The following is a 23,023-nucleotide window of genomic DNA, read 5'->3' as shown; positions in this document are numbered from 1 at the left end:
CAATCCACGTGCGGATTCACGCCACAGTTCTGCCCTTCATTCACGCTTGGATTCAGGCCTCAATGCAGGCTTGAATCAATACAAAAAAACAGCGCGCCCAATGGACGCGCTGCTCGCCAAACCCTCCCCTTGCGGGATTGAGCTGGCCCTTCAGAACTGTTCCCAATCCCCTTCAGCAGCGGCCGGCTTAAGGGCTGGCTGCGCAACCGGCAGAGCCTTGGCCGGTGCGCTGGCCTTGGCTGCCGGCTTGCGCGGCAGTGCTGCAGCACGGGGCGTGACGTCCACGGTGCGTGCCGCGGTAGCAGCCACCGGTACCGGACGACGCGTTTCATGGTTGCTCAGCTTGAAGATGCTGACCGTTTCCACCAGACGGCCCGACTGCTCCTGCAGCGATTGCGCAGCGGCGGCCGCCTCTTCCACCAGCGCAGCATTCTGCTGGGTCACTTCATCCATCTGCACGATGGCCTGGTTGATCTGCTCGATGCCATCGCTCTGTTCGCCGCTGGCGGCGGTGATCTCGGCCACCACATCGGTGACGCGCTTGACGCTGGCCACCACTTCATCCATGGTGGTGCCGGCCTGTTCGACCAGGCGGCTGCCGTTTTCCACGCGCTCCACCGAGGCGTCGATCAATGTCTTGATTTCCTTGGCGGCGGCGGCACTGCGCTGCGCCAGGGTCCGCACTTCAGAAGCCACCACCGCGAAACCGCGCCCCTGCTCGCCGGCCCGGGCCGCTTCCACGGCGGCATTCAAGGCCAGGATGTTGGTCTGGAAGGCGATGCCATCGATGACGCTGATGATGTCGACGATCTTGCGCGACGCATCGTTGATCTGGCTCATGGTCTGCACCACTTCACCGACTACGCTGCCGCCCTGGATTGCCACCTGCGAAGCGGTTTCGGCCAGGGTATTGGCCTGACGCGCATTGTCGGCATTCTGCTTGACGGTGGAGGTCAGCTCTTCCATCGCCGAAGCGGTTTCTTCCAGCGCACCGGCTTGCTGCTCGGTGCGCGAGGACAGATCCAGGTTGCCGGTGGCAATCTCGCCGGAAGCGGTATTGATGGTATCGCTGCCCTGGCGCACTTCGGTCACGATGCGGTGCAGGTTGTCGTTCATGGCCTTGAGCGACGCCAGCAGCGCGCCGGTTTCATCCTTGGAGGAATTGTCGATCTGCACCGTCAGGTCACCGGCCGCCACGGCGGTGGCCACTTGCACGGCCTGGTTGAGCGGACGGGTGATGGAACGGGTAATCAGCCAGGCACACACCACCGAGAGCACGATGGCGGCCGCCGACAGCAGCAGCATGATGTTGACCGCATTGCTGGATGCGTCATTGGCGCGCTCCACCGCCTTGTCCATCAGGCTGACCTGGAACTCGGCCAAGTTCTTGAGGGCGGCGAAATACTTGTCCTGCACCGGGATGGTCTGATCGAACAGATAAGCTGTTGCCTCATCCTTTTTCTGCTGCTGGATCAATTCCACGACCTTGGCGCGGTGCTTGCTGTATTCGTCGCGCGACTGATTGAGCGCGCCGATCAATTCCCTGCCGCGCGGGGTGTTGATGAGTTTTTCCATCCGTACCAGCATCTCGCCGACATCCTTGGTGTTGGTCTCGACCCGGTCGAGGTATTTCTTCGCCTCCTCCGGATTGCGCGCCAGGATGGCATTGCGCAGGCTGCGGGCGGCCGTGTTGATCTTGTCGCTCATCTGCGCACCGAGCGCGACCTTGACGTAGCGGTCATTGACGATTTCCGAGGTGGCATCGCTGACCGACCACAAATTCTTGACGCCCACTCCCGCGATCAGGCACATCACCGCAATGAGTGCCGCGAAACATGCGCCCAACCGGACGCTGATCTTGATATCCGTGATTTTCATTTCATCCCCTCTTCGTTTTTACACCTGAGCCAACCCCAAGAAACCCCTGTGCCGGGCCAACATTTGTCAGCCGACTGCAAGAAATATAAACGATTTATTTAACGTATTCGATGAAAATGTTTTTAACGCCGAAATTTCGTCGCATTTTCACGCCACAGTTGCCGGATCAATCATCCAGGCGTGACAAATGGTGAGCATTACCATGTGGAAATAGCCATTCCATAAGGAAATGAGAGGAATTCGCGAATCGATCGATGCCTGCCGAAAAGCAACAAGCGGCTTAATCCACATCAACATTCTGTCCTTTAAAAAGGGGCTTTCTATTGCAATAAAGGAAATCAAAATGCATTTGCATTAAAATACAAATGGTGAATTTGATTAATTTGATTTCAGATTGACACGTTCACCCAACATCCCCCGGAGTAAGCCATGCCCCTCAAACGTCTCAACAACAAGGTCAGGATCACCTCGCTGGTCCTGGCCATCCTGGGCAGCGCGCTGTTTGGTTATGCCTTGCTCAACGGCAGCCTCAGCAGCCGCGAAGCAGCGATCAAGAGCGGCGAGACCGCCACCCTCAACCTCGCCACCGGCCTGGCTACCCAGGTCAACCTGAGCTTTCGTGCGGCCGATCTGCTGATACAGGAAATCGCCGGACTGGAAGGCAGCCGCAGCCTCTCCCCGGCTGAACTGCAAGGCCTGGTGCAAGATCTGCTCACGCGCCAGAACCAGCTCTTTCCCGAACTGGACAGCCTGCTGGTCATCGACGAGCAGGGCCACACCCGGCAGCGCTGGCCCGCCCATGCGGAGCCGGCCGGCCTGTCCGGCATGGAACCGGCAATGGCCATGGCGCGCGGAGAGCGCCGTGCGGAGGACAAGACCGGTGGACTGCAGATCGGCACGCCGGTCATCAGCAGCGTCACCGGCCGCTGGATCATTCCGGTGACCCGCCAGCGCCTGCGCCAGGGCAAGCCGGCCGGCGTCATCCGCGTGGGCGTGAGCCTGGACCACTTCATGCGCCTGTTCAACGAACTCAACATCGGCAAGCAGGGCTCACTGGTGCTGGCCAGCACCGACGGCAGCATGCTGCTGCGCCGACCCTACGGCAGCGAGTTCCTCGGCAAGAGCATGGCCGACCTGCCGCTCTATCGCGATCATGCGCAACAGCGCCAGTCGGGCTGGGCGGTGATCCAGTCGGCGCAGGATGGCGTGCTGCGCCTGAACTATTTCACCCGGGTGCCGGACTATCCGCTGTTCGTCACGGCCGCTCTGGCCCATGACGAAATGCTGGCCGACTGGCGCGAAGCGCAGCGTGCGCAATTGCTGGTGATCGTCTCGGCGGCGCTGCTGGTCGGCCTGCTGACGGCCTACCTGCTGCGCGTGGTACGCATGCGCGATCGCGCCGAAGAAGAGATCGAAAAGAAGAACCTGTCCCTCAAGCTGCTCACCGAAAACCTGCGGGCACAGGCCATGCTGGATGGCATGACCGGCATTCCCAACCGGCGCTACCTGGATGAACAGCTGCAACTGGCCATGCGCAATGCCAGCCGCAGCAAGAGCGCCCTCTCGCTGGTGATGTTCGATGTCGATTACTTCAAGAAGTACAACGACCTGTACGGCCATATTCAAGGCGACTACTGCCTGCAGGACGTGGCCCGCACCCTGCGCGGGATGCAACGTCGCCATGGCGACCTGGCAGCACGCTACGGCGGTGAGGAATTTGCGTTGCTGCTGCCCGACACCGATCTCGACAATGCTCATCGCATCGCCCAGAAAGTCCTGGATGGTGTGCGCGCACTGGCGATCCCGCATCAGGGCAATGCCGGTGGCGTGGTCACCATCAGCGCCGGCGTGATGAGCTGCGTGCCACGGCCCGAAATGCGCATCGAAGATCTGTTCGCGGGAGCTGACCGCGCACTCTATCGCGCCAAGGAACGCGGCCGCGACCGGGTGGAAGACTGCCAGCTGCCGCGTCCGGTAACGCCTTCGATCAAACCGGATGCGGCCGCAGGAAATTCGTAGCGAAGCGCGCAGAAATCAAAGAGGAACTCGCAATAAAAATGAATGACATCCGGTGCGAATGAGATCACCAACATGTCTCCGCAGCTGACAAAATACTGGCTGCGGGAGCGATCCCGTCACGAAATCTCCATCGAAACTTTACACTTTGGTCACACAACGGACTAAGTCAATCGACCGGAAATGCCTGCCCATGCTGATTAAAAGGGGGCTCAGATGCACGGCGCATCCATGGTCGCAGGCAGTTTTTTCACAACTGTGAATTTCTCTTATAATTTGCAGCGCATCCCGCCCCCCCCGACAAGAGCGGACTGGTGATGAGACCAGCATGGCCACCACGGCCTCCTCCTCGAAAATTACTCGCATTTCTAACCCCGCATGAGTTCACATCTGATGTCCGATCCGCTCGGCGCCATGCACCAGATCGAAGCCATGTTCATTGAACACCATGTCTGGTTGCGCACGCGCCTGCGGCGCAGCGTGGGGGGATGCCTTTGCCGCCGAGGACGTGGCCGCCGAAACCTTCACTCAGTTGCTCACCTCGCCGCCGCAGGAAGTGCGCGAACCGCGCGCGCTGCTGACCACGATCTCGTGCCGCATCGTCTACGAGCTGTGGCGACGCCGCGATCTGGAGGAAGCCTGCCTGCAGGCGCTGGCCGGGCTGACCGCCAAGGAATGCGCGGCCTTCCTGCTTTACAAGCTCGACGGCCCGACCTACCAGGCCATCGGTGAACAGTTGCGCATCACGCCCAGCGTGGCTCGCCGCTACGTCGCCAAGGGCCTGCTGCAATGCTACAAGGCCGCCGGCTTCGCGCCGCTGGGGTAAGCGCGCGCATGAAGAACGAAGACAAGATCGTTGAGCAGGCCATCGAGTGGATGCTGCAGATCGAACAAGGCGAACTGAGCAAAGGCGAACAAGCCGCCTTCGAACGCTGGAAAGCGGCTGATCCGCGCCATGCCGTGGCCTATGCCAATCTGGCGCAGTCGGTGCAGCAGTTCGACGTTCCGCGCCAGGTCGGTGCCGCCCCTCAGGTGCTGTGCAACACGCTGCAGCAGAAGAGCAGGTGTCGCAAGGCCCTCAAGCAGATCGCCATGCTGGCCAGGCTCACCGTGGGGGCCGGCCTGCTGGCCGACGGCAGCACTCTGATCTTCAACACGCGCAGCGCCATCGACCGGCAGATCGCAACGGGCATGCGGCAAATCCGCTTGTTGGCTGGCGAAATCCAGCCGCAGGTAGCGGCGCGTGCGGACCTGCCCTTCGTCATCCAGACCGTGCCAGCCTGCAGGGCCGTGCTGTCGAACAATCCAACGTCGACCTGACCGCCGAGCTGGTCAACATGATCGTGGCGCAGCGCGTCTACCAGGCCAATTCGCAATCCATCAAGGTGCAGGACACGGTATTGCAGACGCTCATCAGCCTGCGACGAGAAGGCACGCACGAGAACCGGTATGTCCTTCGCCTCTGCCCCTGCTGCCAACGGTGACGACCTCAATGCGGTCATGGAAGAAGCGGCCGCCGAAGCACGGCTGACCATGGGCACGCTGGGGCGCTGTACCGATTACGCACTGGTCGGTGTGCGCGGTGGCTCAGCTCAGCCCAGTCGCGCCGGACTCAAGGCCGCGGCATCGACCCCGAAGCGCGCGATATGCGCCGGCACCGGTTCGCCCCGGATCAGGGCCGCGTAGGCTTCGCCCGCCGCCGGTGACGACTGGATGCCATACCCGCCCTGCCCGGCAGCCCAGAACAAGCCCGGTACCCGGGTGTCGTAGCCGCCAACGAAACTGCCATCGCTCACGAAGGAACGCAGGCCGGCCCAGACATGCGCCGGGCGGCGGATCTCCAGGGTCGTGCCGTTCTGGATATGGTCGATGGCGATGGCGATATCCAGTTCCTCGGCCTGCACGTCGTGCGCTCCGACCGGATCGGCATTGGCCGGCGAACCCAGCAGCAGGCCGGCATCCGGCTTGATGTAGAAAGATTCATCGACCGGCATGAACATCGGCCAGTGGGCGCTCTCGGCCGGTGCCGCGAAGGTGAAGGCTGAACGCCGCTTCGGCACCAGTCCGATGGGTGCGGCTCCGGCCAGTTGCCCGATCTCGTCGGCCCAGGCACCGGCGGCATTGACGATGACGCCCGCGCGCAACTCGCCCTGACTCGTCTGCACATGCCACGTGCTCTCTCCCTGCTCATGGCCATGCTGCAGCGACTGCACCTCGGCATTGCACAGCACGCGTGCGCCCGCTGCCCGCGCGCCGCGCAGGAAGCCCTGGTGCAAGGCATGCACGTCGATGTCGCTGGCATCTTCCTCGTAGACCGAACCGATCAGGTCTTGCTCACGCAGCACTGGCACCATGGCACGGGTCTGCGCCGCATCGAGGCGCTGCACCTTGTCGGACACCGAACGTACCAGTGCTTCATGGGCATCGAGTTCCGCGTGCAAGGCAGCGGTCGCATAGAACAAGGCACCGCGCGGCGTCAGCAGTGCATGGTCGGCAAAGCCCTCGGGCGGATGATCGAAGAAGGCGCGGCTGGCGCAGGTCAGTGCGCGCACTTGCGGCGGACCGTAGCTCTCCATGTAGAGCGCGGCCGAGCGGCCAGTGCTGTGATAGCCCGGCTGCGATTCGCGCTCCAGCAGCAGCACGCTGCCGTGACGCGCCAGCCAGTAAGCGATGGAGGCACCGGCGATGCCGGCCCCGATGATGAGATAGTCGACGCGGCCTTGCTGGCTCATGGGCAAACTCCGTGATCTTTTCAGAGGGCGGCGATGACGGCCACTTCCACGTCCAGCCCCGGAGCCATCAGCAGTGCCTGCACGCAGGCGCGCGTGGGCGCATGGCCGGCAGGGACCCAGGCATCCCACACCGCATTGAAGGCAGCGAAATGCTCCGGGCTGGAGAGCCAGACATTGGCGCTGACGATACGCTCGCGCGCAATCCCCTGGGCCTGCAACTGGGCATCGACCTTGGCCAGCACTTCGCTGGCCTGCTGCGGGATGGGCGCACCCGGATGGTCCGCCACCTGGCCGGCGACGAAGGCAAAATTGTTGGCCAGCACCAGCTGGCTCATGCGGGCATTGGTATTGAAGCGTTGGATCGTGTTCATGGAATCGTTCAAGAATGAAATGATATAAATGGTTTATACCGCAGCCTGCGCCGCCGCTGCCGTCGCCGCACCATCAAAGATGGGCGGATGGGTAACCAGGGAGGTCAGCGCTGCGTTGACGGACTTCAGCTTCGCCAGGTCAGGCCGTGGCCGCCGCAATGTCTCATCGCCCGCGAACGCCGCCTCCAGCGCGCCGGCCCAGGCCAGCAAACGGGCATCGTCGCGGAAGGCACCGGTGACCTGCAAGCCGAAGGGCATGCCGCGATGATCGCGGCCGCAGGGCAGCGAGATCGAAGGATTGGTAACAAGTGTGACCACATAGGTCAGGGCCAGCCAGCGATAATAATTTTCCAGCGGCGCACCGTTGACCTCCTTCAGGTACAGCTCGCTCCACGGGAAAGGCGAGACCGGCGTGGTCGGCGAGAGGATCAGGTCATAGCGCGCATACCACTGCTGGAAGCGACGGAACAGGCGCGTCTGCTCGCCCTGCGCCCACGCGCAGTCGGACAAGCTCATGGCCGCACCCATCTCGTAGTTGGCGCGGGTGTTGGGGCCGAGCGAAGCGGGATCGCGGCGATAGGCGGCCTCGAACCCGGCCACGAAGGCTTCGGCACGGATCACGTCGAAGGCGCGATGGGCCTCGCCCATCTCCATCTCCACGGGCTCGCAAACCTGCACGAAACGGCTGATGGCAGCCATCTTCTGGCGGAACACTGCGCGAATGCCCTCGTCCACTGCGCACACGCCGAAGTCTTCGGTATAGCCGATGCGCAGGCGCGACAAGTCCACCGGCGGCAAGGCCGCGAACGCCGCGTCATCGACCGCGTAGCTCAAGGGATCGCTGGCATGCAGGCCAATGGTGGCGCGCAATTGCAGCACGGTATCGGCCACATTGCGGCCCATCGGACCGACTACCGAAATCGGCGTCCAGCCCAGCAGCTTGCGCTCGCTCGGTACCAGTCCCGGCGAGGGACGGAATCCCACGACGCCGCACTTGGCCGCCGGAATGCGCAGCGAGCCGCCGGTATCCGAGCCCGAGCACAGCGGCAGCAGATCCACCGCCAGCGCCGCCGCCGAGCCCCCGGAGGAGCCGCCCGCATTGAGCAGCGGGTTGAAGGGATTGCCGGTGGCCCCCCACACCGTATTGCGGCTGTTGGCCCCGGCCCCCATTTCGGGCACGTTGGTCTTGCCGGCCACGATGGCACCGGCTGCGCGCAGGCGCGCCACCAGCGCGTTGTCGTGTGCGGGGACGTTGCCGCGATAGATAGGCGAGCCGTAGGTGGTCAGCAGGCCTTCGGTTTCTTCGAGATCCTTGATGCCGATGGGCAGGCCGTGCAGCAGCCCCAGTTCAGCCCCGTCCATGACCGCCTGCTCGGCCGCACGCGCTTCCTTGCGGGCCCGCTCGAAGCAGGTGGCGGTCACGGCATTGATGTGGGGATTGAGGTCTTCGATGCGGGCGATGCAGGCGTCCAGCAACTCGACCGGAGAGACTTGCTTGCCGCCGATCAGCTGGCGCAGTTCGACGGCAGTTTTTTCGACGAGGGAATCAGACATGAATTTCCTTGTGAGTGGATCAGGCCGGCTGCATCTTGCCGCCGGTCTTGCTGGTGCGGATGAACAAGCTCACCAGCACCGAGAACAGGGCCGCGCCGATCAGGAAGCTGAAGGCGTAATCGTAGTTGGCAAAGGCGCTGACCAGGAAGCCGATCACCAGCGGCGAAATGAAGCCCGCCAGTTGCCCGCCCAGGTTGACCATGCCCACGCCGCTGCCCACCAGCTGCGCCTGCAGCAGCTTGGTCGGCAACGCGATGCAGGTGGCCAGCACGAAGGACTTGAAGAAGTAAGCCAGGCATTGCCAGGCGATGACGCCCTCGACGGTCGCGGCAGTGTACATGCAGTAGACGAAGACGGCGGTCAGCAGCGAAGAGGCAATCAGCAACAGCTTCTCGCGGCCATCGAAGAAGCGCACCATGACCCAGCCGCCGATGGCGGTCGACAGACCGGCCATGATATAGGGCAGCGGCAGCAACAGGCCGACCGCCTTGAGGTTGAGGCCGCGCACGGTCATCAGATAGGTCGGCATCCAGCTGTCGAGCCCCTTGTTGATGATGGACAGGCCAAACCATACCGCCACGATCTTCCACATCAGCGGCATCCTGAGCAGGGCCGCGAAGGCTTCCTTGTTGATGGCCTTGGGACCGTCCTTGCCGGGCCGTACCGGACGCACGCAGAACCAGTACACGAGGGCGAACACCAGCCCGGCAATGCCGATGGTATGGAACACCGCGCGCCAGCCGAAATGCATGATCAGCGGTGCGATCAGCAGCGGGGCCAGCATGCTGCCGATGTAGTTGGAGGACATCAGCAGCGAGGACATCTTGGGCCGTTCCTCGCGGCTGAAGTTTTCTGCCACGCCCTTGACGCTGGCGGCCGGAAACGCGCCCTCGCCCAGACCGAAGATGAAGCGGATCACCACCAGGCTGGTCACCGACCAGGCCATGCCGGTCACGCCGGTGAAGACCGACCACAGCAGGATGGAAATGACGATGACGGGACGCGAACCGTAACGGTCCGCCAGCCAGCCGCCCGGCAGTTGCAGGAGGGAATAGCCGAGGAAGAAACTCGACAGCAGGATGCCAAGGTCGGAAGGCTTGAGCGCGAATTCGCTGGCGATCTGGGTCGCGGCGAAGGTGATGGCGGCGCGGTCGATGTAGGACACGCACCAGCCCAGGTACAGCAGCACCAATACCAGATACTTGTAGCGTCCCTCGCCCTGCGCCTTCGTCATTGCAGCCTGTGCAGCATCCATGAAGCCTCCCTCGCGACGCGACGGCGGGCACCCTGCCGCCGATCCGTGAACGCATCCTAAGCCTGCACATGGTTTGCCACAAGTACAAGTTTTCGAACCAGTGATTGCCGAATCGGCAAACCATTCCTACAATTCATGGATGTCCATCATCCATACCCGAGTGCTGCAGGAGACCGCCGTGCGCTACTTCCTCGAAGTGGTGCGGCGCGGCTCCATTACCGAAGCGGCCAATACGCTCAACGTCGCCTCCTCGGCCATCAGCCGCCAGATCGCGCGGCTCGAAGCCGAACTCGACACGCCGCTGTTCGAGCGCGTCTCGCGCGGCATGCGGCCCAATGCCGCCGGAGAACTGCTGGCCGCGCACGCGCTGCGCCAGCAACTGGAAGCCGAACGCATCGGCAATGAACTGGCGGCCTTGAAGGGCTTGCGGCGGGGTGAGGTGAAACTGGCGACCACCGAGGGTTTTGCATTGGAATTCGTACCGGCGGCGATCGAACAATTCTGCCGCCAGCACAAGGGCATCCGTTTCCAGCTCTCGGTGGGCAATGCAGTCCACGTGGCGCAGCAGATCCGCGAAGGCGCAGTCGACCTGGGACTGACCTTCACCATGGCACCGGATCCGGACATCAAGGTCGAGTTCGCGCAGCGCGCGCCCATCATGGCGGTGATGCGGCCGGACCATGCACTGGCCCATCGCAAGCAGGTCAGCCTGTCGGAACTTGCCCCGTATCCGCTGGCCATGCCGCAGAAGAACATCACCATGCGGCGCCTGATCGATGCCTGCTGCAGCCGCCGCAACGTGCTGCTGGAGCCAACCCTGGCGGCGGACTCCATCAGTGCCCTGCTGTGCTTCGTGATGTCCGGCGACGGCATCGGTTTCTCGGCCGCGCTGCCCATCCGCAAGCTGGTGCGCGAAGGACAGCTGGCCGCCCTGCCCATCCGCGACAAGGACATGAACACCCTGCAGCTGGAAATCCAGTCCCTGGCCGGACGCACCCTGCCCGATGCGGCGCGCGCTTTCCTCAACGCCCTGATTGCGCGCGCCAGCGGGCGGCACTGAACTTTTACGCCACTTCAGCGCCTTGCAGCACCAACAGCGGTGCCAGATGGAAGGAATGTTCCAGGCGCGCCTGCGGGTCTTCCATATGCTCGGCAATGACGCCCATGCAGGCCGCCACCAGGCAGCGCGCCACATCGATGGGCGTGAGCCCGCGCCGCAGCTGGCCGCGTTCATAGGCGATATTGAGGGCGGCGGTCAGATGCTGCAAGGCGCGCAGGCTCAGCGACTCGATACGTTCACCCAATTCCTCCGGCAGCTCGGGCGTGCCGCGATAACGCAGCACCACTTCCATGCGACGCCGCTGCTGTACGTTGCGCAGGAAATCCAGCAGCTTCAGCCACAGCACCTCGCGCAGCAACAACAGCGGCTGCTCGCTCTGGCGATAGACCGCCAGTTCCGGACCGATGTCGAAAGGCCAGACCAGATCATCGAACACCGCATTGACCAGGGACAGCTTGTCCGGGAAGTGCCAGTACACCGCCCCGCGCGTAAAAGCCGCGCTGGCCGCCACGTGTTCCAGCGTGGTGGCCCGCACGCCGCGCCGGGCAAACGCGGCCAGCGCGGCATCAAGCAGGATGGCGCGGGTCTTGCCGGCGCGCGGGCTCATAGCGCGGCCGTGGCCAGGTCACTGGCGACAGGGCTGCCGGAGCGTTCCACCCAGCCGCCGCCGAGCGCCTTGTAGAAGGTCACCAGATTGGTCCAGCGCGACAGGCGCGTACCGATCAGGGTCTTCTGCGCCGAGTACAGCGTGCGTTGCGAATCGAGCACGGTGAGATAGCTGTCCACGCCGTTGTTGAAGCGCGCCTGCGAGAGCCGGTACGAGGCATCGCTGGCCTCCACCAGATCCTCCTGCGCCTTCAACTGGCGGCCCAGGGTATTGCGCTGGGCCAGTGCATCCGAGACCTCCTGGAAGGCGGTCTGGATGGCCTTCTCATACTGGGCCACGCTGATGTCGCGGCTGATGGTGGCGATATCCAGGTTGGCCTGGTTGGCACCGCCATCGAAGATCGGCAAGGAGATCTGCGGCACGAAACTCCACGAGCCCGAACCGCCCTTGAACAGCCCGGCCAGCCGCGCACTGGCCGTACCTGCATCGGCGGTCAGGCTGATGCTGGGATAGAAGGCCGCGCGCGCCGCTCCGATGTTGGCATTGGCGGCACGCAGCGTGCGTTCGGCCTCGACGATGTCGGCGCGCCTCTGCAGCAGGTCCGAGGGCAGTCCCGGTGGAATGGTCGCCAGCGGACTGGCGGCGGCCAGTGCGGTATCGGGCAAACCCTGCGGCAGCAGCCGGTCCGGCAGGTCCTTGCCCACCAGCAGCACCAGGGCATTGCGGTCCTGGTCGACCTGGGCGGTGTAGCTCTCCACGTCCACGCGCGCACTCTCCACGCTGGTCTGCGCCTGGCGCAAGGTCAGCGCCGAGGACGAGCCCAGCTCGAAGCTGCGCTGCGTGAGTTCGTAACTGCTGCTCTGGCTGGCCAGCGTGTCCTTGGCCAGCCGCAGGCGGTCCAGGTCGGAGGCCAGCGTCAGCCAGGCGGTGGCGACTTCGGCGATCAGGCTGATCTGGGTGCTGCGGCGAGCCTCGGCGGTGGAGAGGAAGGATTGCAGCGCCTGTTCCTTGAGGCTGCGGACTCTACCGAACAGGTCCAGTTCGTAGGCGCTGAAACCCAGCGTGGCGGTATAGCTGCGCGAGGTCAGCGCACGGCCGGTGGCCGACAGGTCGGCCGGCGTGCGGCTGGCCGATTCACTGGTGGCGGCGTTGATGGTCGGGAACAGTGCGGCGCGCTCCACGCCATATTGGGCGCGCGCCTTCTCGATGTTGAGTACGGCCACGCGCAGATCGCGATTGTTGGCCAGACTGAGGCTTATCACCTCCTGCAATGTCGGATCGGTGAAGACATCACGCCAGCCGATATCAGACACCGCCATGGCCGGCGTGCCGCTCGCGGCCGCTGCGCTGTGGTCGCCCGCAAACTGGCTCGCCACGGGGGCGGCGGGCCGCTGGTACTCGGGCATCAGGGTGCAGCCGCCCAGCAGCATGGCCAGCAGCAGCGGAGTCATCAGCACCCGGGGACGATGCGCGGCGCGATGGGTCAGGGAAGGATTCATGTCAGTGCTCCGGGGAAATCGCGGGTTGGCCTTGCGGCGCGGAGGATGGCTTGCGGGCGAACAGCTTCATGATGATCACGAAGAACAGCGGTACGAAGAACACCGCCAGCACCGTGCCCGAGAGCATGCCGCCGATCACCGCCGTGCCCAGCGCATGCTGCGCGCCGGCACCGGCACCGCTGCCCAGCACCAGCGGCAGCACGCCGAGAATGAAGGCCAGCGAGGTCATCAGGATAGGACGCAAGCGCATGCGCACCGCATCCATGGTGGCTTCCACCAGGCTCTTGCCATGCTCGTGCAGATCCTTGGCAAATTCCACGATCAGGATGGCGTTCTTGCAGGCCAGGCCGATGGTAGTCAGCAAGCCCACCTGAAAGTAGACGTCATTCATCTTCCAGGTCAGGATCGCACCCAGCAGCGCGCCGAACACGCCCAGCGGCACCACCAGGATCACCGAGAACGGCACCGCCCAGCTTTCATAGAGCGCCGCCAGCGCCAGGAACACGATCAGAATCGAGATCGAATACAGCAGGCCGGTCTTGCCGCTGGAGGCCTTTTCCTGCAGCGACAGGCCGGTCCACTCATAGCCGATGCCAGGTGGCATCTTGGCCAGGGCCGCTTCCACGATGGCCATGGCTTCACCGCTGGAGGCCGCCCCCGGCAAGGCCATGCCGAGGATTTCCATGGAGGGCACGCCGTTGTAGCGCTCCAAGCGGGGCGAACCGGAAGTCCAGCTGGCGGTCGAGAAGGCGCTGAAGGGCACCATGGTGCCGGCGCTGTTGCGCACGTACCAGCGATCGAGGTCGGAGGGCAGCATGCGGTATTGCGCATCGGCCTGCAGCATCACCTTCTTGACGCGGCCCTTGTCGATGAAGTCATTGACGTAGCTGCTGCCCCAGGCGGTGGCGATGGTGTCATTGATGTCGGACATGGCCACGCCCAGTGCTCCGGCCTTGTCGGTATCGACATTGAGGCGGAACTCCGGTGTATCTTCCAGGCCGTTGGGGCGCACCGCCACCAGGCGCTTGTCCTGCATCAGCGTGCCCAGCAACTGGTTGCGCGCCTGCATCAGGGCGGCGTGGCCGAGGTTGGCTTCATCCTTCAGCATCAGGTCGAAGCCGGTGGCATTGCCCAGTTCGGACACGGCTGGCGGGGCGAAGGCGAATACGCGGGCATCGCGGATCTGCGCGAAGGCCGCACCGGCCTTGGCCGCGACGTCGGTCACCGAGAGTCCGGGGCCCTTGCGCTCATCCCAGGGCTTGAGCTTGATGAAGGCAAAGCCCATGTTCTGGCCGCTACCGGCGAAGCTGAAACCGGAGACGGCGAACACGCCCGATACCGCATCCTTCTGGTCCACCAGGAAATGATGCTCGACCTGTTGAATGACTGCATCGGTGCGCGCCTTCGTGGCACCGGAGGGCAACTGCAGGATCGCAAACAGCGTGCCCTGGTCTTCATCCGGCAGGAAGCCCACCGGCAGCTTCATGAAACCCGTCACCACCAGCGCCAGCAGCACCGCGTAAGCGGCCATGTAGCGCCAGCCGCGCCCCAGCATGTGACGCACGATGCCCTGGTAGCGCAGGTTGCCGCGATCGAACTGGCGATTGAACCACCCGAAGAAACCGGTCGTGGCCAGCGCATGGCCCTTGGCCGCGGGCTTGAGCAGCGTGGCGCACAGGGCCGGTGTCAGCACCAGTGCCACCAGCACCGACAGCGTCATGGCCGAGACGATGGTGATGGAGAACTGGCGATAGATCACGCCGGTCGAGCCGCTGAAGAAGGCCATCGGCACGAACACCGCTGCCAGCACCAGCGCCACGCCGACCAGCGCGCCACTGATCTGGCCCATCGACTTGCGGGTGGCTTCCTTGGGCGGCAAGCCTTCCTCGGACATCACGCGCTCGACGTTTTCCACCACCACGATGGCATCGTCCACCAGCAAGCCGATGGCCAGCACCATGGCGAACATGGTGAGCGTGTTGATGGTGAAGCCGAACGCCGCCAGCACGCCGAAGGTTCCCAGCAGCACCACCGGCACGGCAATGGTCGGGATCAGCGTAGCGCGGAAATTCTGCAGGAACAGGTACATCACCAGGAACACCAGCACCACCGCTTCGATCAGGGTGCGTACCACTTCCTCGATGGAGATGCGCACGAAGGGCGTGGTGTCATAGGGCTTCTGCACCTTCATTCCGGCGGGGAAGAACTTCTCCAGCTGGGCCACGCGGGCATCGATGGCCTTGACGGTATCGAGTGCATTGGCACCGGTGGCCAGCTTGATGGCCAGGCCGGCTGCGGGCTTGCCGTTGTAGCGGCCGACCGAGGTATAGCTTTCGCTGCCCAGTTCGATGCGGGCGACGTCGCGCAGCTTGACGCGGGCGCCATCGGAGAGCGTGCGCAGCACGATGTTCTGGAACTGCTCGGCGGTGCGCAGGCGGGTCTGGGCCGTGATGGTGGCGTTGATCTGCTGGTTCTCGGCAGCAGGCAGGCCGCCCAGCTGGCCGGACGAGACCTGCACGTTCTGCGCCTGGATGGCGTTCTTCACGTCCAGCGGCGTGAGGCTGTAGCTGTTGAGCTTGTTGGGATCGAGCCAGATGCGCATCGCATATTGCGAGCCGAAGAGCGTGGTATCGCCCACGCCTTCCACCCGGCTGATCGCATCCTGAATGTTGGCGGCCACGTAGTCCGACAGGTCGGAGCCGCTCATGCTGCCATCTTCCGAAGTAAAGGCCAGCACGTTCAGGAAGTTGGTGGCCGACTTGGTCACGGTAATGCCCTGCTGCTGCACTTCCGAGGGCAGCAAGGGGGTAGCCAGCGACAGCTTGTTTTGCACCTGCACCTGGGCGGTATCCGGATTGGTACCGTTCTCGAAGGTCAGGGTGATGGTCACCGAGCCCGACGATTCACTGGTGGAGGCCATGTAGCTGAGACGATCCAGCCCCTTCATCTTCTGCTCGATGATCTGGGTCACGGTGTCTTCCAGGGTCTTGGCCGACGCCCCCGGATAGTTGGCGGTGATGGCGATGGCCGGTGGTGCGATGGCCGGATACTGCGCAATCGGCAGGGTCAGCACCGAGATGGCACCGGCCAGCATGACGATGATGGCGAGTACCCAGGCGAAGATGGGACGGTCAATGAAGAAGCGAGCCATGATGTTTTCCCGCCTCTCAGTTGTTGCCGTTGCCGGCGCTGCCGTTGGCGCTGGCCACCGTGGTCTTGGGCGACCATGGCACCACCTTCACCTTGGCTCCGGCAGTGGCGCGCTGCTGGCCATCGACCACCAGCTGGTCGCCTTCCTTCAGGCCGCTGCTGACCAGCCATTGACTGCCGATGGCACGATCGGTCACCAGCGCGCGCTGCTCCACCACGCCCTCCGCATTGACCACGAAGGCTACCGGCTTGCCGGCACCGTCACGGCTGACCGCCTGTTGCGGTACCAGCAGGCCCTGCTGGCGCACACCCTCCTGCAGCACGGCGCGCACATACATTCCCGGCAGCAGGTCGGTCTTGGGGTTGGGGAAGACTGCGCGCAGCGTGATGGCACCGGTGTCCTGGTTGACCGTCACGTCGGAGAACTGCAGCGTACCTTCCTGTGCGTAGGTGCGGCCGTTCTCCAGGATCAGCCTGACCTTGGCGCCGTTGCCGGACTTCTGCAGTTCGCCATTGGCCAGCGCTTCCTTCAGGTTGAGCCAGTTGGTGCTGGACTGGGTGACATCGACGTAGATGGGATCGAGCTGCTGGATGGTGGTCAGCGCCGTGGTCTGGCTGGCGGTGACCAGTGCGCCCGGCGTCACGCTGGACTTGCCGATGCGGCCGGAGATGGGCGCATCGACCTTGGCGTAATCGAGATTGATGCGGCTGGTCTGCACGTTGGCCCGGGCCGAACCGACATCGGCCTCGGCTTCGCCCAGGGACGCCACGGCGTCATCGTAATCCTGCTGGCTGACCGCCTTGATGGCCACCAGCTCCTTGTAGCGGCTGGCCTTCAGGCGCGCCGTCTTCACGCTCGCTTCGGCCTTGGCCAGGGCCGCCACGCTGCTGTCATAGGCTGCCTGATAGCTGGCCGGGTTGATCTGGTACAGCACCTGCCCGGCCTTGACGTCGCTGCCCTCGCGGAAATTGCGTGCCTTGATGATGCCGTTGACCTGCGGCCGCACGTCAGCAATCTGATAAGGCGAGGTCCGGCCCGGCAACTCGGTATGCAGTTCCACCGGCTGCGCGCGTACCGTCATCACGCCCAGCACGGGCGTACCCGCTGCCGGTGGCGCCCCGCCGGGCGGCTTGCCGCAGGCACTGAGGACACTGAGGATGGCCAGTGCAGCGACGGGCCGTAGGAGGGGTGTGGTGCGCATGAAGGACTCTCCGGAAAGGGAAGAAGGTTTTTATAACGATACCGAACTGTACAGTATTATTAATTGACAGTTCTTCCCCGGTCAAGCAATACTGAACACATCTGTACGAAAATGACACTTGTAAAGAAAACGGAGACAGTTCGATGAGAGTCAAGACCCCTGCCCGGCGCGAGGCCATCCTGGCCGTGGCGGCAGACGTGTTCAAGGAGATGGGTTTCGAGGGTGCGTCCATGGCCGAGATCTCGGCCCGCATTGGTGGCTCCAAGGCCACGCTGTATGGCTACTTCAAGTCAAAGGAGGAGCTGTTCGTGGCGGTGACCCACGGCGAGGCGAAGAAGCAGATGGAGCCGGCCCTGGCCGCACTGGACCAGGAGGTGGACGATCTGGCGAAGACCCTGCAGGTCTTTGGAGAAAAGGCGGTCAGCTTCCTGTGCCAGGAGAGCACCTTGCAGACGCACCGCATGATCGTGGCCGAAGCCGGCCGCAGCGACATCGGCCGGCGCTTCCATGAAGAGGGACCGAAGATGGGGATGGAGCGCATCGCCGCCTTCCTGAAGAAGCAGATGGCGGCCGGCCGCCTGCGCACCGCTGATCCGATGCTGGCGACCCTGCAGCTGTGCGCCCTGCTCGATTGCGAGACCGTCAAGCCGATGATGCTGGGGCTGGAGATCAGCATCTCGCGGCCGCGCATGAAGCGCATGGTCGGCCGCGCGGTGGAAACCTTCCTCGCGGCCTATGCCGTACCTGCCGACTGAGAACGACCGTCCTCAGAAGGTATGCCGGATCCCCAGTTGCACGCCGGTCTCGCTGGCACCGGCGTCCGGGCTCAGGGCCTGGCTGGCCGTGAAGCTGGCACCGGTCATGCGATAGGCAGCGGTATTCTGGTTGATCAGGCGTGAGGCCACCGCATACAGCCGCGTGCGCTTGGACAGGTCGTAGTTCACGATGAGGCTGAACTGGCGCGCGTTGTTGTTGTAGCGTGAAGCGTCTTTGACAAAGCCGCCACCTGCACCGACGGTAGTCTGCGCGTTGATGCGGTAGTCCGCCGAGAGGCTGTAGGTGTTGTGATAGTCGCCCGCCGTATTGCCGACCACGGCACCGGCCGGATCGTACTTGCCCGCCGGGTTGGTGAAGACATTGCCGGTGGTGGCCGAGATCACTTCGTTGGTGCGGAAGAAGGCCAGGTAGACCTTGCCGCTGCCATAGTCAACATTGCCGCCCAGCATGAACTGCTTCACGCTGTTGGTGTTGGTGGCGTTGTTGGCGTTGAGGTAGGCGCTGCCCACGTAGACCGGTCCCTGCTGGGTCTGCATGCCGATCTGGTAGACCGCATTGCCGGCGGTGCTGCCAGCGCGCTCGCCGACCGAGTAATGCAGCTCCAGCGTGGTATTGGCAAACTTGGGCGAGATGTAGCTGATATCGTTGTCCACCCGCGCCAGCCAGTTGGCGAAGTTGTTGTAGGCCGATCCATAGGTGGCCGCACCGAATGCATCCATGTTGCCCGAGTAGAGGAACATGACGCTGTTCTGCCGCCCCACGCGCACTTCGCCGAAGCCGCCGCCGAGACCGACCCAGGACTGGCGGTCGAAGTAACGGTAGCTGTTCTGCAGGCCGCCGGTGCTGGGATCGAAACCGGTTTCCAGATTGAAGCTGGCGCGATAGCCACCGCCCAGATCCTCGACGCCCTTGAAACCGAGACGGCTGGTCATCTGGCCATTGTTGCCCATGGCCCAGAGCGAGGTGTCCTTGCCGCCGACGGTGCTCTTCTGGTAGGCCGTATAGACATCCACTACGCCGTAGATGGTGACGGAACTCTGCGCGAAAGCAGCGGGAGCGGCGGCCAGCAGCAGGGCTGCCGGGATGAGGCCGAAGCGGCGATGAAACGGTTGATGCGACTGCATGGATCTCTCCTCCTGTGGTGAAACCTGTTATGGAATGAAACCTGGGTTGAACCGGCATGGCGCGCGCAGCCTGCGCCCTGCCGGGACGGCATGCGCAAGCTGACAGCTGCGATGAATCAGTCTTGTTGTTCGAGACGCTTCTTGACGATCAGCGCCAGCGGCACCGTGAAGAAGAAGTGCGACATGAAGCCACCGATGATGATGGCCGGGTCGTAGTAGTTGGGATGGTTGTCTGAGGCGATCATGATGGCCACGTGCATGACGATCCAGGCGATCACCGCATAGACCAGGGCCGCCAGCGTGGCTTCATGCCCCCGACGGCGCAGGTGCGGCCACGCTGCGGCAAACAGGATGCCCCACACCAGGGTGAAAAAGAAATGAATGCCGGTGCCCAGCAGGTAGGCCAGCGGGCCCAGTGACTCCTGGACGTCCTTGCCGAACACCAGGCCGGTGGCGTTGCGCGGGATGCCGGCCAGCGGCATCAGGTGCTGCGCACCGACCCAGACCAAGGCTTCATAAATCCAGATGATGATGCCGCCGGTGAGCCCGCCGATGATACCGGCGCGCAGCATGGCGGAGCGGCTCTTCCAGCCGGACGTGGGACGGTCCGCATCGAGGGCGGCCGCGTGGGTGGCGGTGTGCATGGTGTCTTCCTTCTCCTTGGATTGGCGAAATATCGGGACCGTGTTGGCCCGTCTTTGTGCTGCGCTTGATGCGCCTTCTTGTTGTGGTCGTGCGCCTCTTCTGCGTGGACGCTCTCTTCTTCCCCTCACGGCTCCTTGTCAGGTTCAGCCTGTGGGTCACACAAGATCAGTCGATGTATTTCAAGCCGGCCGCCTCCAGCGGCGCGCGCATCTGGTACATGTCCAGCCCCAGCACGCCGGCGGCCAGCTGGGCGCGCTTCTCGCCTTCCAGGGCTTCGCGCTTGCGGGCCACCTCGGCCACACGCACGGCGTCAGCGGCAGGCACGGCCACCACGCCATCATCATCGGCCACGATCACATCGCCCGGATTGACCAGGGCACCGGCGCAGATCACCGGCACGTTGACCGAACCCGGTGTGGCCTTGATGGTGCCCTTGGCACTGATGGCACGGCTCCACACCGGGAAGCCCATTTCCTTCAACACCTTCACATCGCGCACACCGGCATCGATGATGAGGGCCCGCGCACCGCGGGCCATGAAACTGGTGGCCAGCAGGTCGCCGAAATAGCCGTCGGTACACTCGGCGGTGATGGCTGCCACCACGATGTCGCCAGGCCGGATCTGCTCGGCCACCACGTGCATCATCCAGTTGTCGCCGGGGTGCAGCAGTACGGTCACGGCGGTGCCCGAGATCGTGGTGCCGGGATAGATGGGACGCAGATAGGGCTTCAACAGGCCGGTGCGGCCCTGCGCCTCATGCACGGTCGCCACGCCGAACTGGCCGAGCTGTTGTACGGCCGCGGTATCGGCGCGTTCGATCTGGCGCTTGACGACGCCAAGCTGGTTGATCAGGGGAGTGCTCATGCTGTCAGTCCTTTCGCGTTGAGGGCGGCATCCAGGCGCGGGTAGACGCGGCGGGCATTGCCTTCGTAGATCTGGTGGCGCTCTTCGCGGCTCAGGGCGGCGGCCTCGATGTAGCGCTTGGTGTCGTCGTAGTAGTGGCCGGTCTGCGGATCGATGCCGCGCACCGCACCGATCATCTCGGAGGCGAACAGCACGTTCTCTACCGGGATCACGCGCGTGAGCAGGTCGATGCCCGGTTGGTGATACACGCAGGTGTCGAAGAAGATGTTGTTGAGCAGATGTTCTTCCAGCAGCGGCTTCTTCATCTCCTGCGCCAGGCCACGGAAACGGCCCCAGTGATACGGCACGGCACCGCCGCCGTGCGGGATCAGGAACTTCAGCGTCGGGAAATCCTTGAACAGGTCCGAGGTCAGGCACTGCATGAAGGCGGTGGTGTCGGCATTGAGGTAATGCGCACCGGTGGTGTGGAAGCAGGCATTGCAGCTGGTGCTCACGTGGATCATGGCGGGCACGTCCAGCTCCACCATCTTTTCGTAGAGCGGATACCAGGCGCGGTCCGACAGCGGCGGCGCAGTCCAGTGTCCGCCCGAGGGATCGGGATTGAGATTGATGCCGACGAAACCATATTCGCGCACGCACTTCTCCATCTCGGCAATCGAGGTACGGATATCGGCCCCCGGCGACTGCGGCAGCATGGCCGCACCGATGAAGTGATCGGGAAACAGCTGCGCCACGCGATGGCACAGCTCGTTGCAGATGGCCGCCCAGGTCTGGCTGGTGTTGAGATCGCCAATGTGATGCGCCATGAAGGAAGCGCGCGGCGAGAAGATGGTGAGATCCGCACCGCGTTCGCGCATCAGGCGCAACTGGTTGCTTTCGATGGACTCGCGCAGTTCGTCGTCGCTGATCTTGAGCTCGGCCACCTTGGGACCGAGTCCGGGCGTGTTCAGGTGGGCGATCTGCCGGTTGCGCCAGTCTTCCAGCGCCTTGGGGGCGGTGGTGTAGTGGCCATGGCAGTCAATGATGAGGGAGTCTCGCATGGGATTCAGGAATGGTCGGTCAGGAGTTCGGCGGGGATCAGCACTTCCCCGCGCAGGATGGGACGCGCCGTGCGCAGCAGCGCGGCACGCAGGATTTGTTGCTGGTCGTGCGGATCCAGCTCCAGCGCAACGCTGAATTCGCCGCTGGGATGCTCCACCGAGACGGTGCGCTGCAAGCCGCTGCCAGGCAGCGCCAGCCCCTGGGCTACCGAGCCTTCCAGCACGCAGGCGGTGGCGACGGTGACGGCGGCCAGCACACCAATGGCCTCGTGGCAGACATGCGGGATGAAGCAGCGGGTGCTGATCGTGCCGCCCGCCACGGGGGCCGACAGCAGGCACATCTTGGGATAATTCCTGGCACTGACCTCCCCCAGCCCCATGAGTGGACCGCAGGCCAGTCGCAGCGCCTCCAGTCTCTCCTTCAGGAACGCATCGGCATTGAGGACAGCCACGCTTTCATCACCAGTCAGGCCGAAATCAGACGCACGCACCAGTACCATGGGCATGCCATTGTCGATCAGGGTGACGGCCGTCTCGCGCTGCTCACCGCTGGGCGTGACATAACGCACGCTGTCCTGCACGCGCCCCGTGGGCAGCATGGCAGGGCAGACCGAGCCCGCCGTGTCGAGGAAGTTGATGCTGACAGGTGCCGCCGATCCCGGCACGCCATCGATACGGGTATCGCCCCGATAGCGCAGGCGGCCGCCCGGTGTCTGTACCGTCACGTCGCACTGCATGCCGGTGTTGAGTGTGAGGATGCGCGCGGTGGTGGTCTCGGGACCGGCGACGATGAGGCCGCGCTCGATGGCAAAGGGCAGCACGGCGGCCAGCATGTTGCCGCAATTGGGCGTGGTATCGACACGGTCCGATTCGGGCTGCAACTGTGCGAACAGGAAATCCAGATCCACCCCGGTCACGCGGCTGCGGCTGACGATGCCGGCCTTGCTGGTCAGTGGGTGGGCACCGCCGAGGCCGTCGATCTGACGACGATCGGGCGATCCCAGCGCGGCCAGCAACACGCGATCGCGCGCAGCGATGTCCGCTGGCAGATCATCGGCCACGAAGAAGGGACCACGCGAGGTGCCACCGCGCATCAGGGTGCAGGCAATGGCCAGCAGGTCGGACGCGTCAGCGTCTCCGGGAAGAGGGAAATCGAGGTCAGGCACGGCGCTTTACCTTTGAAAACAATGGCGTCGAGTATGCGTGAGCGCCCTGTCGGCTTGGTTGCGTTGTGGGCCTTCCTCTGTTC

19 protein-coding genes and 1 pseudogene are annotated in these 23,023 nt (G+C 63.9%); 6 read left to right on the top strand and 14 right to left on the bottom strand.

The window, feature by feature from the left end; translation table 11 throughout:
• Positions 1-150: 150 nt before the first annotated feature.
• Positions 151-1,878, bottom strand: coding sequence for a methyl-accepting chemotaxis protein (locus ACWFUC_RS11780; RefSeq protein WP_134221756.1), 1,728 nt, complete (start codon positions 1,876-1,878; stop codon positions 151-153).
• 429 nt (positions 1,879-2,307) lie between these two features.
• On the opposite strand from ACWFUC_RS11780, the gene ACWFUC_RS11775 reads away from it, so the two are divergent.
• The 4 genes and pseudogenes from ACWFUC_RS11775 to ACWFUC_RS11760 all read left to right on the top strand — a co-directional run.
• Positions 2,308-3,897, top strand: a complete 1,590-nt coding sequence (locus ACWFUC_RS11775; protein ID WP_489624964.1) for a sensor domain-containing diguanylate cyclase — start codon at positions 2,308-2,310, stop codon at positions 3,895-3,897.
• 445 nt (positions 3,898-4,342) lie between these two features.
• The gene (locus tag ACWFUC_RS11770; RefSeq protein WP_489624963.1) at positions 4,343-4,720 is read left to right on the top strand and encodes a sigma factor-like helix-turn-helix DNA-binding protein; all 378 of its coding nucleotides are present in this window, start codon (positions 4,343-4,345) and stop codon (positions 4,718-4,720) included.
• A complete protein-coding gene (locus tag ACWFUC_RS11765; RefSeq protein ID WP_489624962.1) occupies positions 4,684-5,214 on the top strand; it encodes a DUF4880 domain-containing protein in 531 nt (176 codons plus the stop codon). Before ACWFUC_RS11770 ends, ACWFUC_RS11765 begins: the two co-directional genes overlap by 37 nt.
• Positions 5,175-5,318: pseudogene (locus tag ACWFUC_RS11760) on the top strand (flagellar basal body rod C-terminal domain-containing protein); the annotation flags it as partial. The gene ACWFUC_RS11765 and the pseudogene ACWFUC_RS11760, both read left to right, overlap by 40 nt.
• 168 nt (positions 5,319-5,486) lie before the next feature.
• Here ACWFUC_RS11760 and ACWFUC_RS11755 read toward each other — a convergent pair.
• Genes ACWFUC_RS11755 through ACWFUC_RS11740 form a run of 4 tightly spaced genes read right to left on the bottom strand, consistent with a single transcriptional unit; the run spans position 5,487 to position 9,806 of the window.
• Positions 5,487-6,626 (bottom strand): NAD(P)/FAD-dependent oxidoreductase, encoded by a 1,140-nt coding sequence (locus ACWFUC_RS11755; protein WP_489624961.1) that lies wholly within the window; start codon positions 6,624-6,626, stop codon positions 5,487-5,489.
• Between the two features lie 20 nt (positions 6,627-6,646).
• Positions 6,647-6,997 carry a RidA family protein gene (locus tag ACWFUC_RS11750; protein ID WP_134221747.1) on the bottom strand — a complete coding sequence of 117 codons (351 nt, stop codon included), beginning with the start codon at positions 6,995-6,997 and terminating at the stop codon, positions 6,647-6,649.
• A 33-nt stretch (positions 6,998-7,030) separates the two neighbouring features.
• On the bottom strand, positions 7,031-8,551 hold the full coding sequence (locus tag ACWFUC_RS11745; protein ID WP_489624960.1) for an amidase: 1,521 nt from the start codon (positions 8,549-8,551) through the stop codon (positions 7,031-7,033).
• A 19-nt stretch (positions 8,552-8,570) separates the two neighbouring features.
• Positions 8,571-9,806: an MFS transporter gene (locus tag ACWFUC_RS11740; RefSeq protein WP_489624959.1), complete on the bottom strand. Its 1,236-nt coding sequence runs from the start codon at positions 9,804-9,806 to the stop codon at positions 8,571-8,573.
• A gap of 139 nt (positions 9,807-9,945) precedes the next feature.
• On the opposite strand from ACWFUC_RS11740, the gene ACWFUC_RS11735 reads away from it, so the two are divergent.
• Positions 9,946-10,866, top strand: a complete 921-nt coding sequence (locus ACWFUC_RS11735) for a LysR family transcriptional regulator (protein WP_121038122.1) — start codon at positions 9,946-9,948, stop codon at positions 10,864-10,866.
• A gap of 4 nt (positions 10,867-10,870) precedes the next feature.
• On the opposite strand, the gene ACWFUC_RS11730 is transcribed toward ACWFUC_RS11735, so the two are convergent.
• From ACWFUC_RS11730 to ACWFUC_RS11715, 4 genes are read right to left on the bottom strand one after another with little or no spacing between them, the layout of a single operon-like run.
• On the bottom strand, positions 10,871-11,473 hold the full coding sequence (locus tag ACWFUC_RS11730; RefSeq protein ID WP_034330032.1) for a TetR/AcrR family transcriptional regulator: 603 nt from the start codon (positions 11,471-11,473) through the stop codon (positions 10,871-10,873).
• Positions 11,470-12,972: an AdeC/AdeK/OprM family multidrug efflux complex outer membrane factor gene (adeC, locus tag ACWFUC_RS11725; RefSeq protein WP_489624958.1), complete on the bottom strand. Its 1,503-nt coding sequence runs from the start codon at positions 12,970-12,972 to the stop codon at positions 11,470-11,472. Before adeC ends, ACWFUC_RS11730 begins: the two co-directional genes overlap by 4 nt.
• Position 12,973: 1 nt before the next feature.
• Positions 12,974-16,123 carry an efflux RND transporter permease subunit gene (locus ACWFUC_RS11720; protein WP_489624957.1) on the bottom strand — a complete coding sequence of 1,050 codons (3,150 nt, stop codon included), beginning with the start codon at positions 16,121-16,123 and terminating at the stop codon, positions 12,974-12,976.
• Positions 16,124-16,139: 16 nt separating this feature from the next.
• Positions 16,140-17,324, bottom strand: coding sequence for an efflux RND transporter periplasmic adaptor subunit (locus ACWFUC_RS11715; RefSeq protein WP_489624956.1), 1,185 nt, complete (start codon positions 17,322-17,324; stop codon positions 16,140-16,142).
• Positions 17,325-17,467: 143 nt separating this feature from the next.
• Here ACWFUC_RS11715 and ACWFUC_RS11710 point away from each other — a divergent pair, with 143 nt between their 5' ends.
• A complete protein-coding gene (locus ACWFUC_RS11710) occupies positions 17,468-18,079 on the top strand; it encodes a TetR/AcrR family transcriptional regulator (RefSeq protein ID WP_489624955.1) in 612 nt (203 codons plus the stop codon).
• A gap of 12 nt (positions 18,080-18,091) precedes the next feature.
• Here the strand turns inward: ACWFUC_RS11710 and ACWFUC_RS11705 are convergent, their stop codons facing one another.
• The 5 genes from ACWFUC_RS11705 to ACWFUC_RS11685 form a co-directional block, all read right to left on the bottom strand.
• Positions 18,092-19,225, bottom strand: a complete 1,134-nt coding sequence (locus ACWFUC_RS11705; protein WP_489624954.1) for a porin — start codon at positions 19,223-19,225, stop codon at positions 18,092-18,094.
• Between the two features lie 116 nt (positions 19,226-19,341).
• Positions 19,342-19,797, bottom strand: coding sequence for a hypothetical protein (locus ACWFUC_RS11700; protein ID WP_489625537.1), 456 nt, complete (start codon positions 19,795-19,797; stop codon positions 19,342-19,344).
• A gap of 238 nt (positions 19,798-20,035) precedes the next feature.
• Positions 20,036-20,719: a 4-carboxy-4-hydroxy-2-oxoadipate aldolase/oxaloacetate decarboxylase gene (ligK, locus tag ACWFUC_RS11695; protein WP_310160667.1), complete on the bottom strand. Its 684-nt coding sequence runs from the start codon at positions 20,717-20,719 to the stop codon at positions 20,036-20,038.
• 11 nt (positions 20,720-20,730) lie between these two features.
• Positions 20,731-21,774: an amidohydrolase family protein gene (locus tag ACWFUC_RS11690; protein ID WP_259434435.1), complete on the bottom strand. Its 1,044-nt coding sequence runs from the start codon at positions 21,772-21,774 to the stop codon at positions 20,731-20,733.
• A 5-nt stretch (positions 21,775-21,779) separates the two neighbouring features.
• Positions 21,780-22,940: a 4-oxalomesaconate tautomerase gene (locus tag ACWFUC_RS11685; protein WP_489624953.1), complete on the bottom strand. Its 1,161-nt coding sequence runs from the start codon at positions 22,938-22,940 to the stop codon at positions 21,780-21,782.
• Between the last annotated feature and the right edge of the window lie 83 nt (positions 22,941-23,023).

It is taken from the genome of Herbaspirillum sp. Her4 (assembly GCF_057961335.1).
Note: the sequence above shows the minus strand (reverse complement) of the source record. Positions and strands in the feature narration are given on the sequence as shown.

Bases quoted from the DNA above. Each gene is read 5' to 3' on its own strand.
- ACWFUC_RS11705 (WP_489624954.1), bottom strand. From the start codon at position 19,225: ATGCAGTCGCATCAACCGTTTCATCGCCGCTTCGGCCTCATCCCGGCA.
- ACWFUC_RS11750 (WP_134221747.1), bottom strand. From the start codon at position 6,997: ATGAACACGATCCAACGCTTCAATACCAATGCCCGCATGAGCCAGCTG.
- ACWFUC_RS11780 (WP_134221756.1), bottom strand. From the start codon at position 1,878: ATGAAAATCACGGATATCAAGATCAGCGTCCGGTTGGGCGCATGTTTC.
- ACWFUC_RS11745 (WP_489624960.1), bottom strand. From the start codon at position 8,551: ATGTCTGATTCCCTCGTCGAAAAAACTGCCGTCGAACTGCGCCAGCTG.
- ACWFUC_RS11710 (WP_489624955.1), top strand. From the start codon at position 17,468: ATGAGAGTCAAGACCCCTGCCCGGCGCGAGGCCATCCTGGCCGTGGCG.
- adeC (WP_489624958.1), bottom strand. From the start codon at position 12,972: ATGAATCCTTCCCTGACCCATCGCGCCGCGCATCGTCCCCGGGTGCTG.
- ACWFUC_RS11690 (WP_259434435.1), bottom strand. From the start codon at position 21,774: ATGCGAGACTCCCTCATCATTGACTGCCATGGCCACTACACCACCGCC.
- ACWFUC_RS11720 (WP_489624957.1), bottom strand. From the start codon at position 16,123: ATGGCTCGCTTCTTCATTGACCGTCCCATCTTCGCCTGGGTACTCGCC.
- ACWFUC_RS11775 (WP_489624964.1), top strand. From the start codon at position 2,308: ATGCCCCTCAAACGTCTCAACAACAAGGTCAGGATCACCTCGCTGGTC.
- ACWFUC_RS11715 (WP_489624956.1), bottom strand. From the start codon at position 17,324: ATGCGCACCACACCCCTCCTACGGCCCGTCGCTGCACTGGCCATCCTC.
- ACWFUC_RS11755 (WP_489624961.1), bottom strand. From the start codon at position 6,626: ATGAGCCAGCAAGGCCGCGTCGACTATCTCATCATCGGGGCCGGCATC.
- ACWFUC_RS11730 (WP_034330032.1), bottom strand. From the start codon at position 11,473: ATGAGCCCGCGCGCCGGCAAGACCCGCGCCATCCTGCTTGATGCCGCG.
- ACWFUC_RS11740 (WP_489624959.1), bottom strand. From the start codon at position 9,806: ATGGATGCTGCACAGGCTGCAATGACGAAGGCGCAGGGCGAGGGACGC.
- ACWFUC_RS11735 (WP_121038122.1), top strand. From the start codon at position 9,946: ATGTCCATCATCCATACCCGAGTGCTGCAGGAGACCGCCGTGCGCTAC.
- ACWFUC_RS11700 (WP_489625537.1), bottom strand. From the start codon at position 19,797: ATGCTGCGCGCCGGTATCATCGGCGGGCTCACCGGCGGCATCATCATC.
- ACWFUC_RS11770 (WP_489624963.1), top strand. From the start codon at position 4,343: ATGTCTGGTTGCGCACGCGCCTGCGGCGCAGCGTGGGGGGATGCCTTT.
- ACWFUC_RS11765 (WP_489624962.1), top strand. From the start codon at position 4,684: ATGCTACAAGGCCGCCGGCTTCGCGCCGCTGGGGTAAGCGCGCGCATG.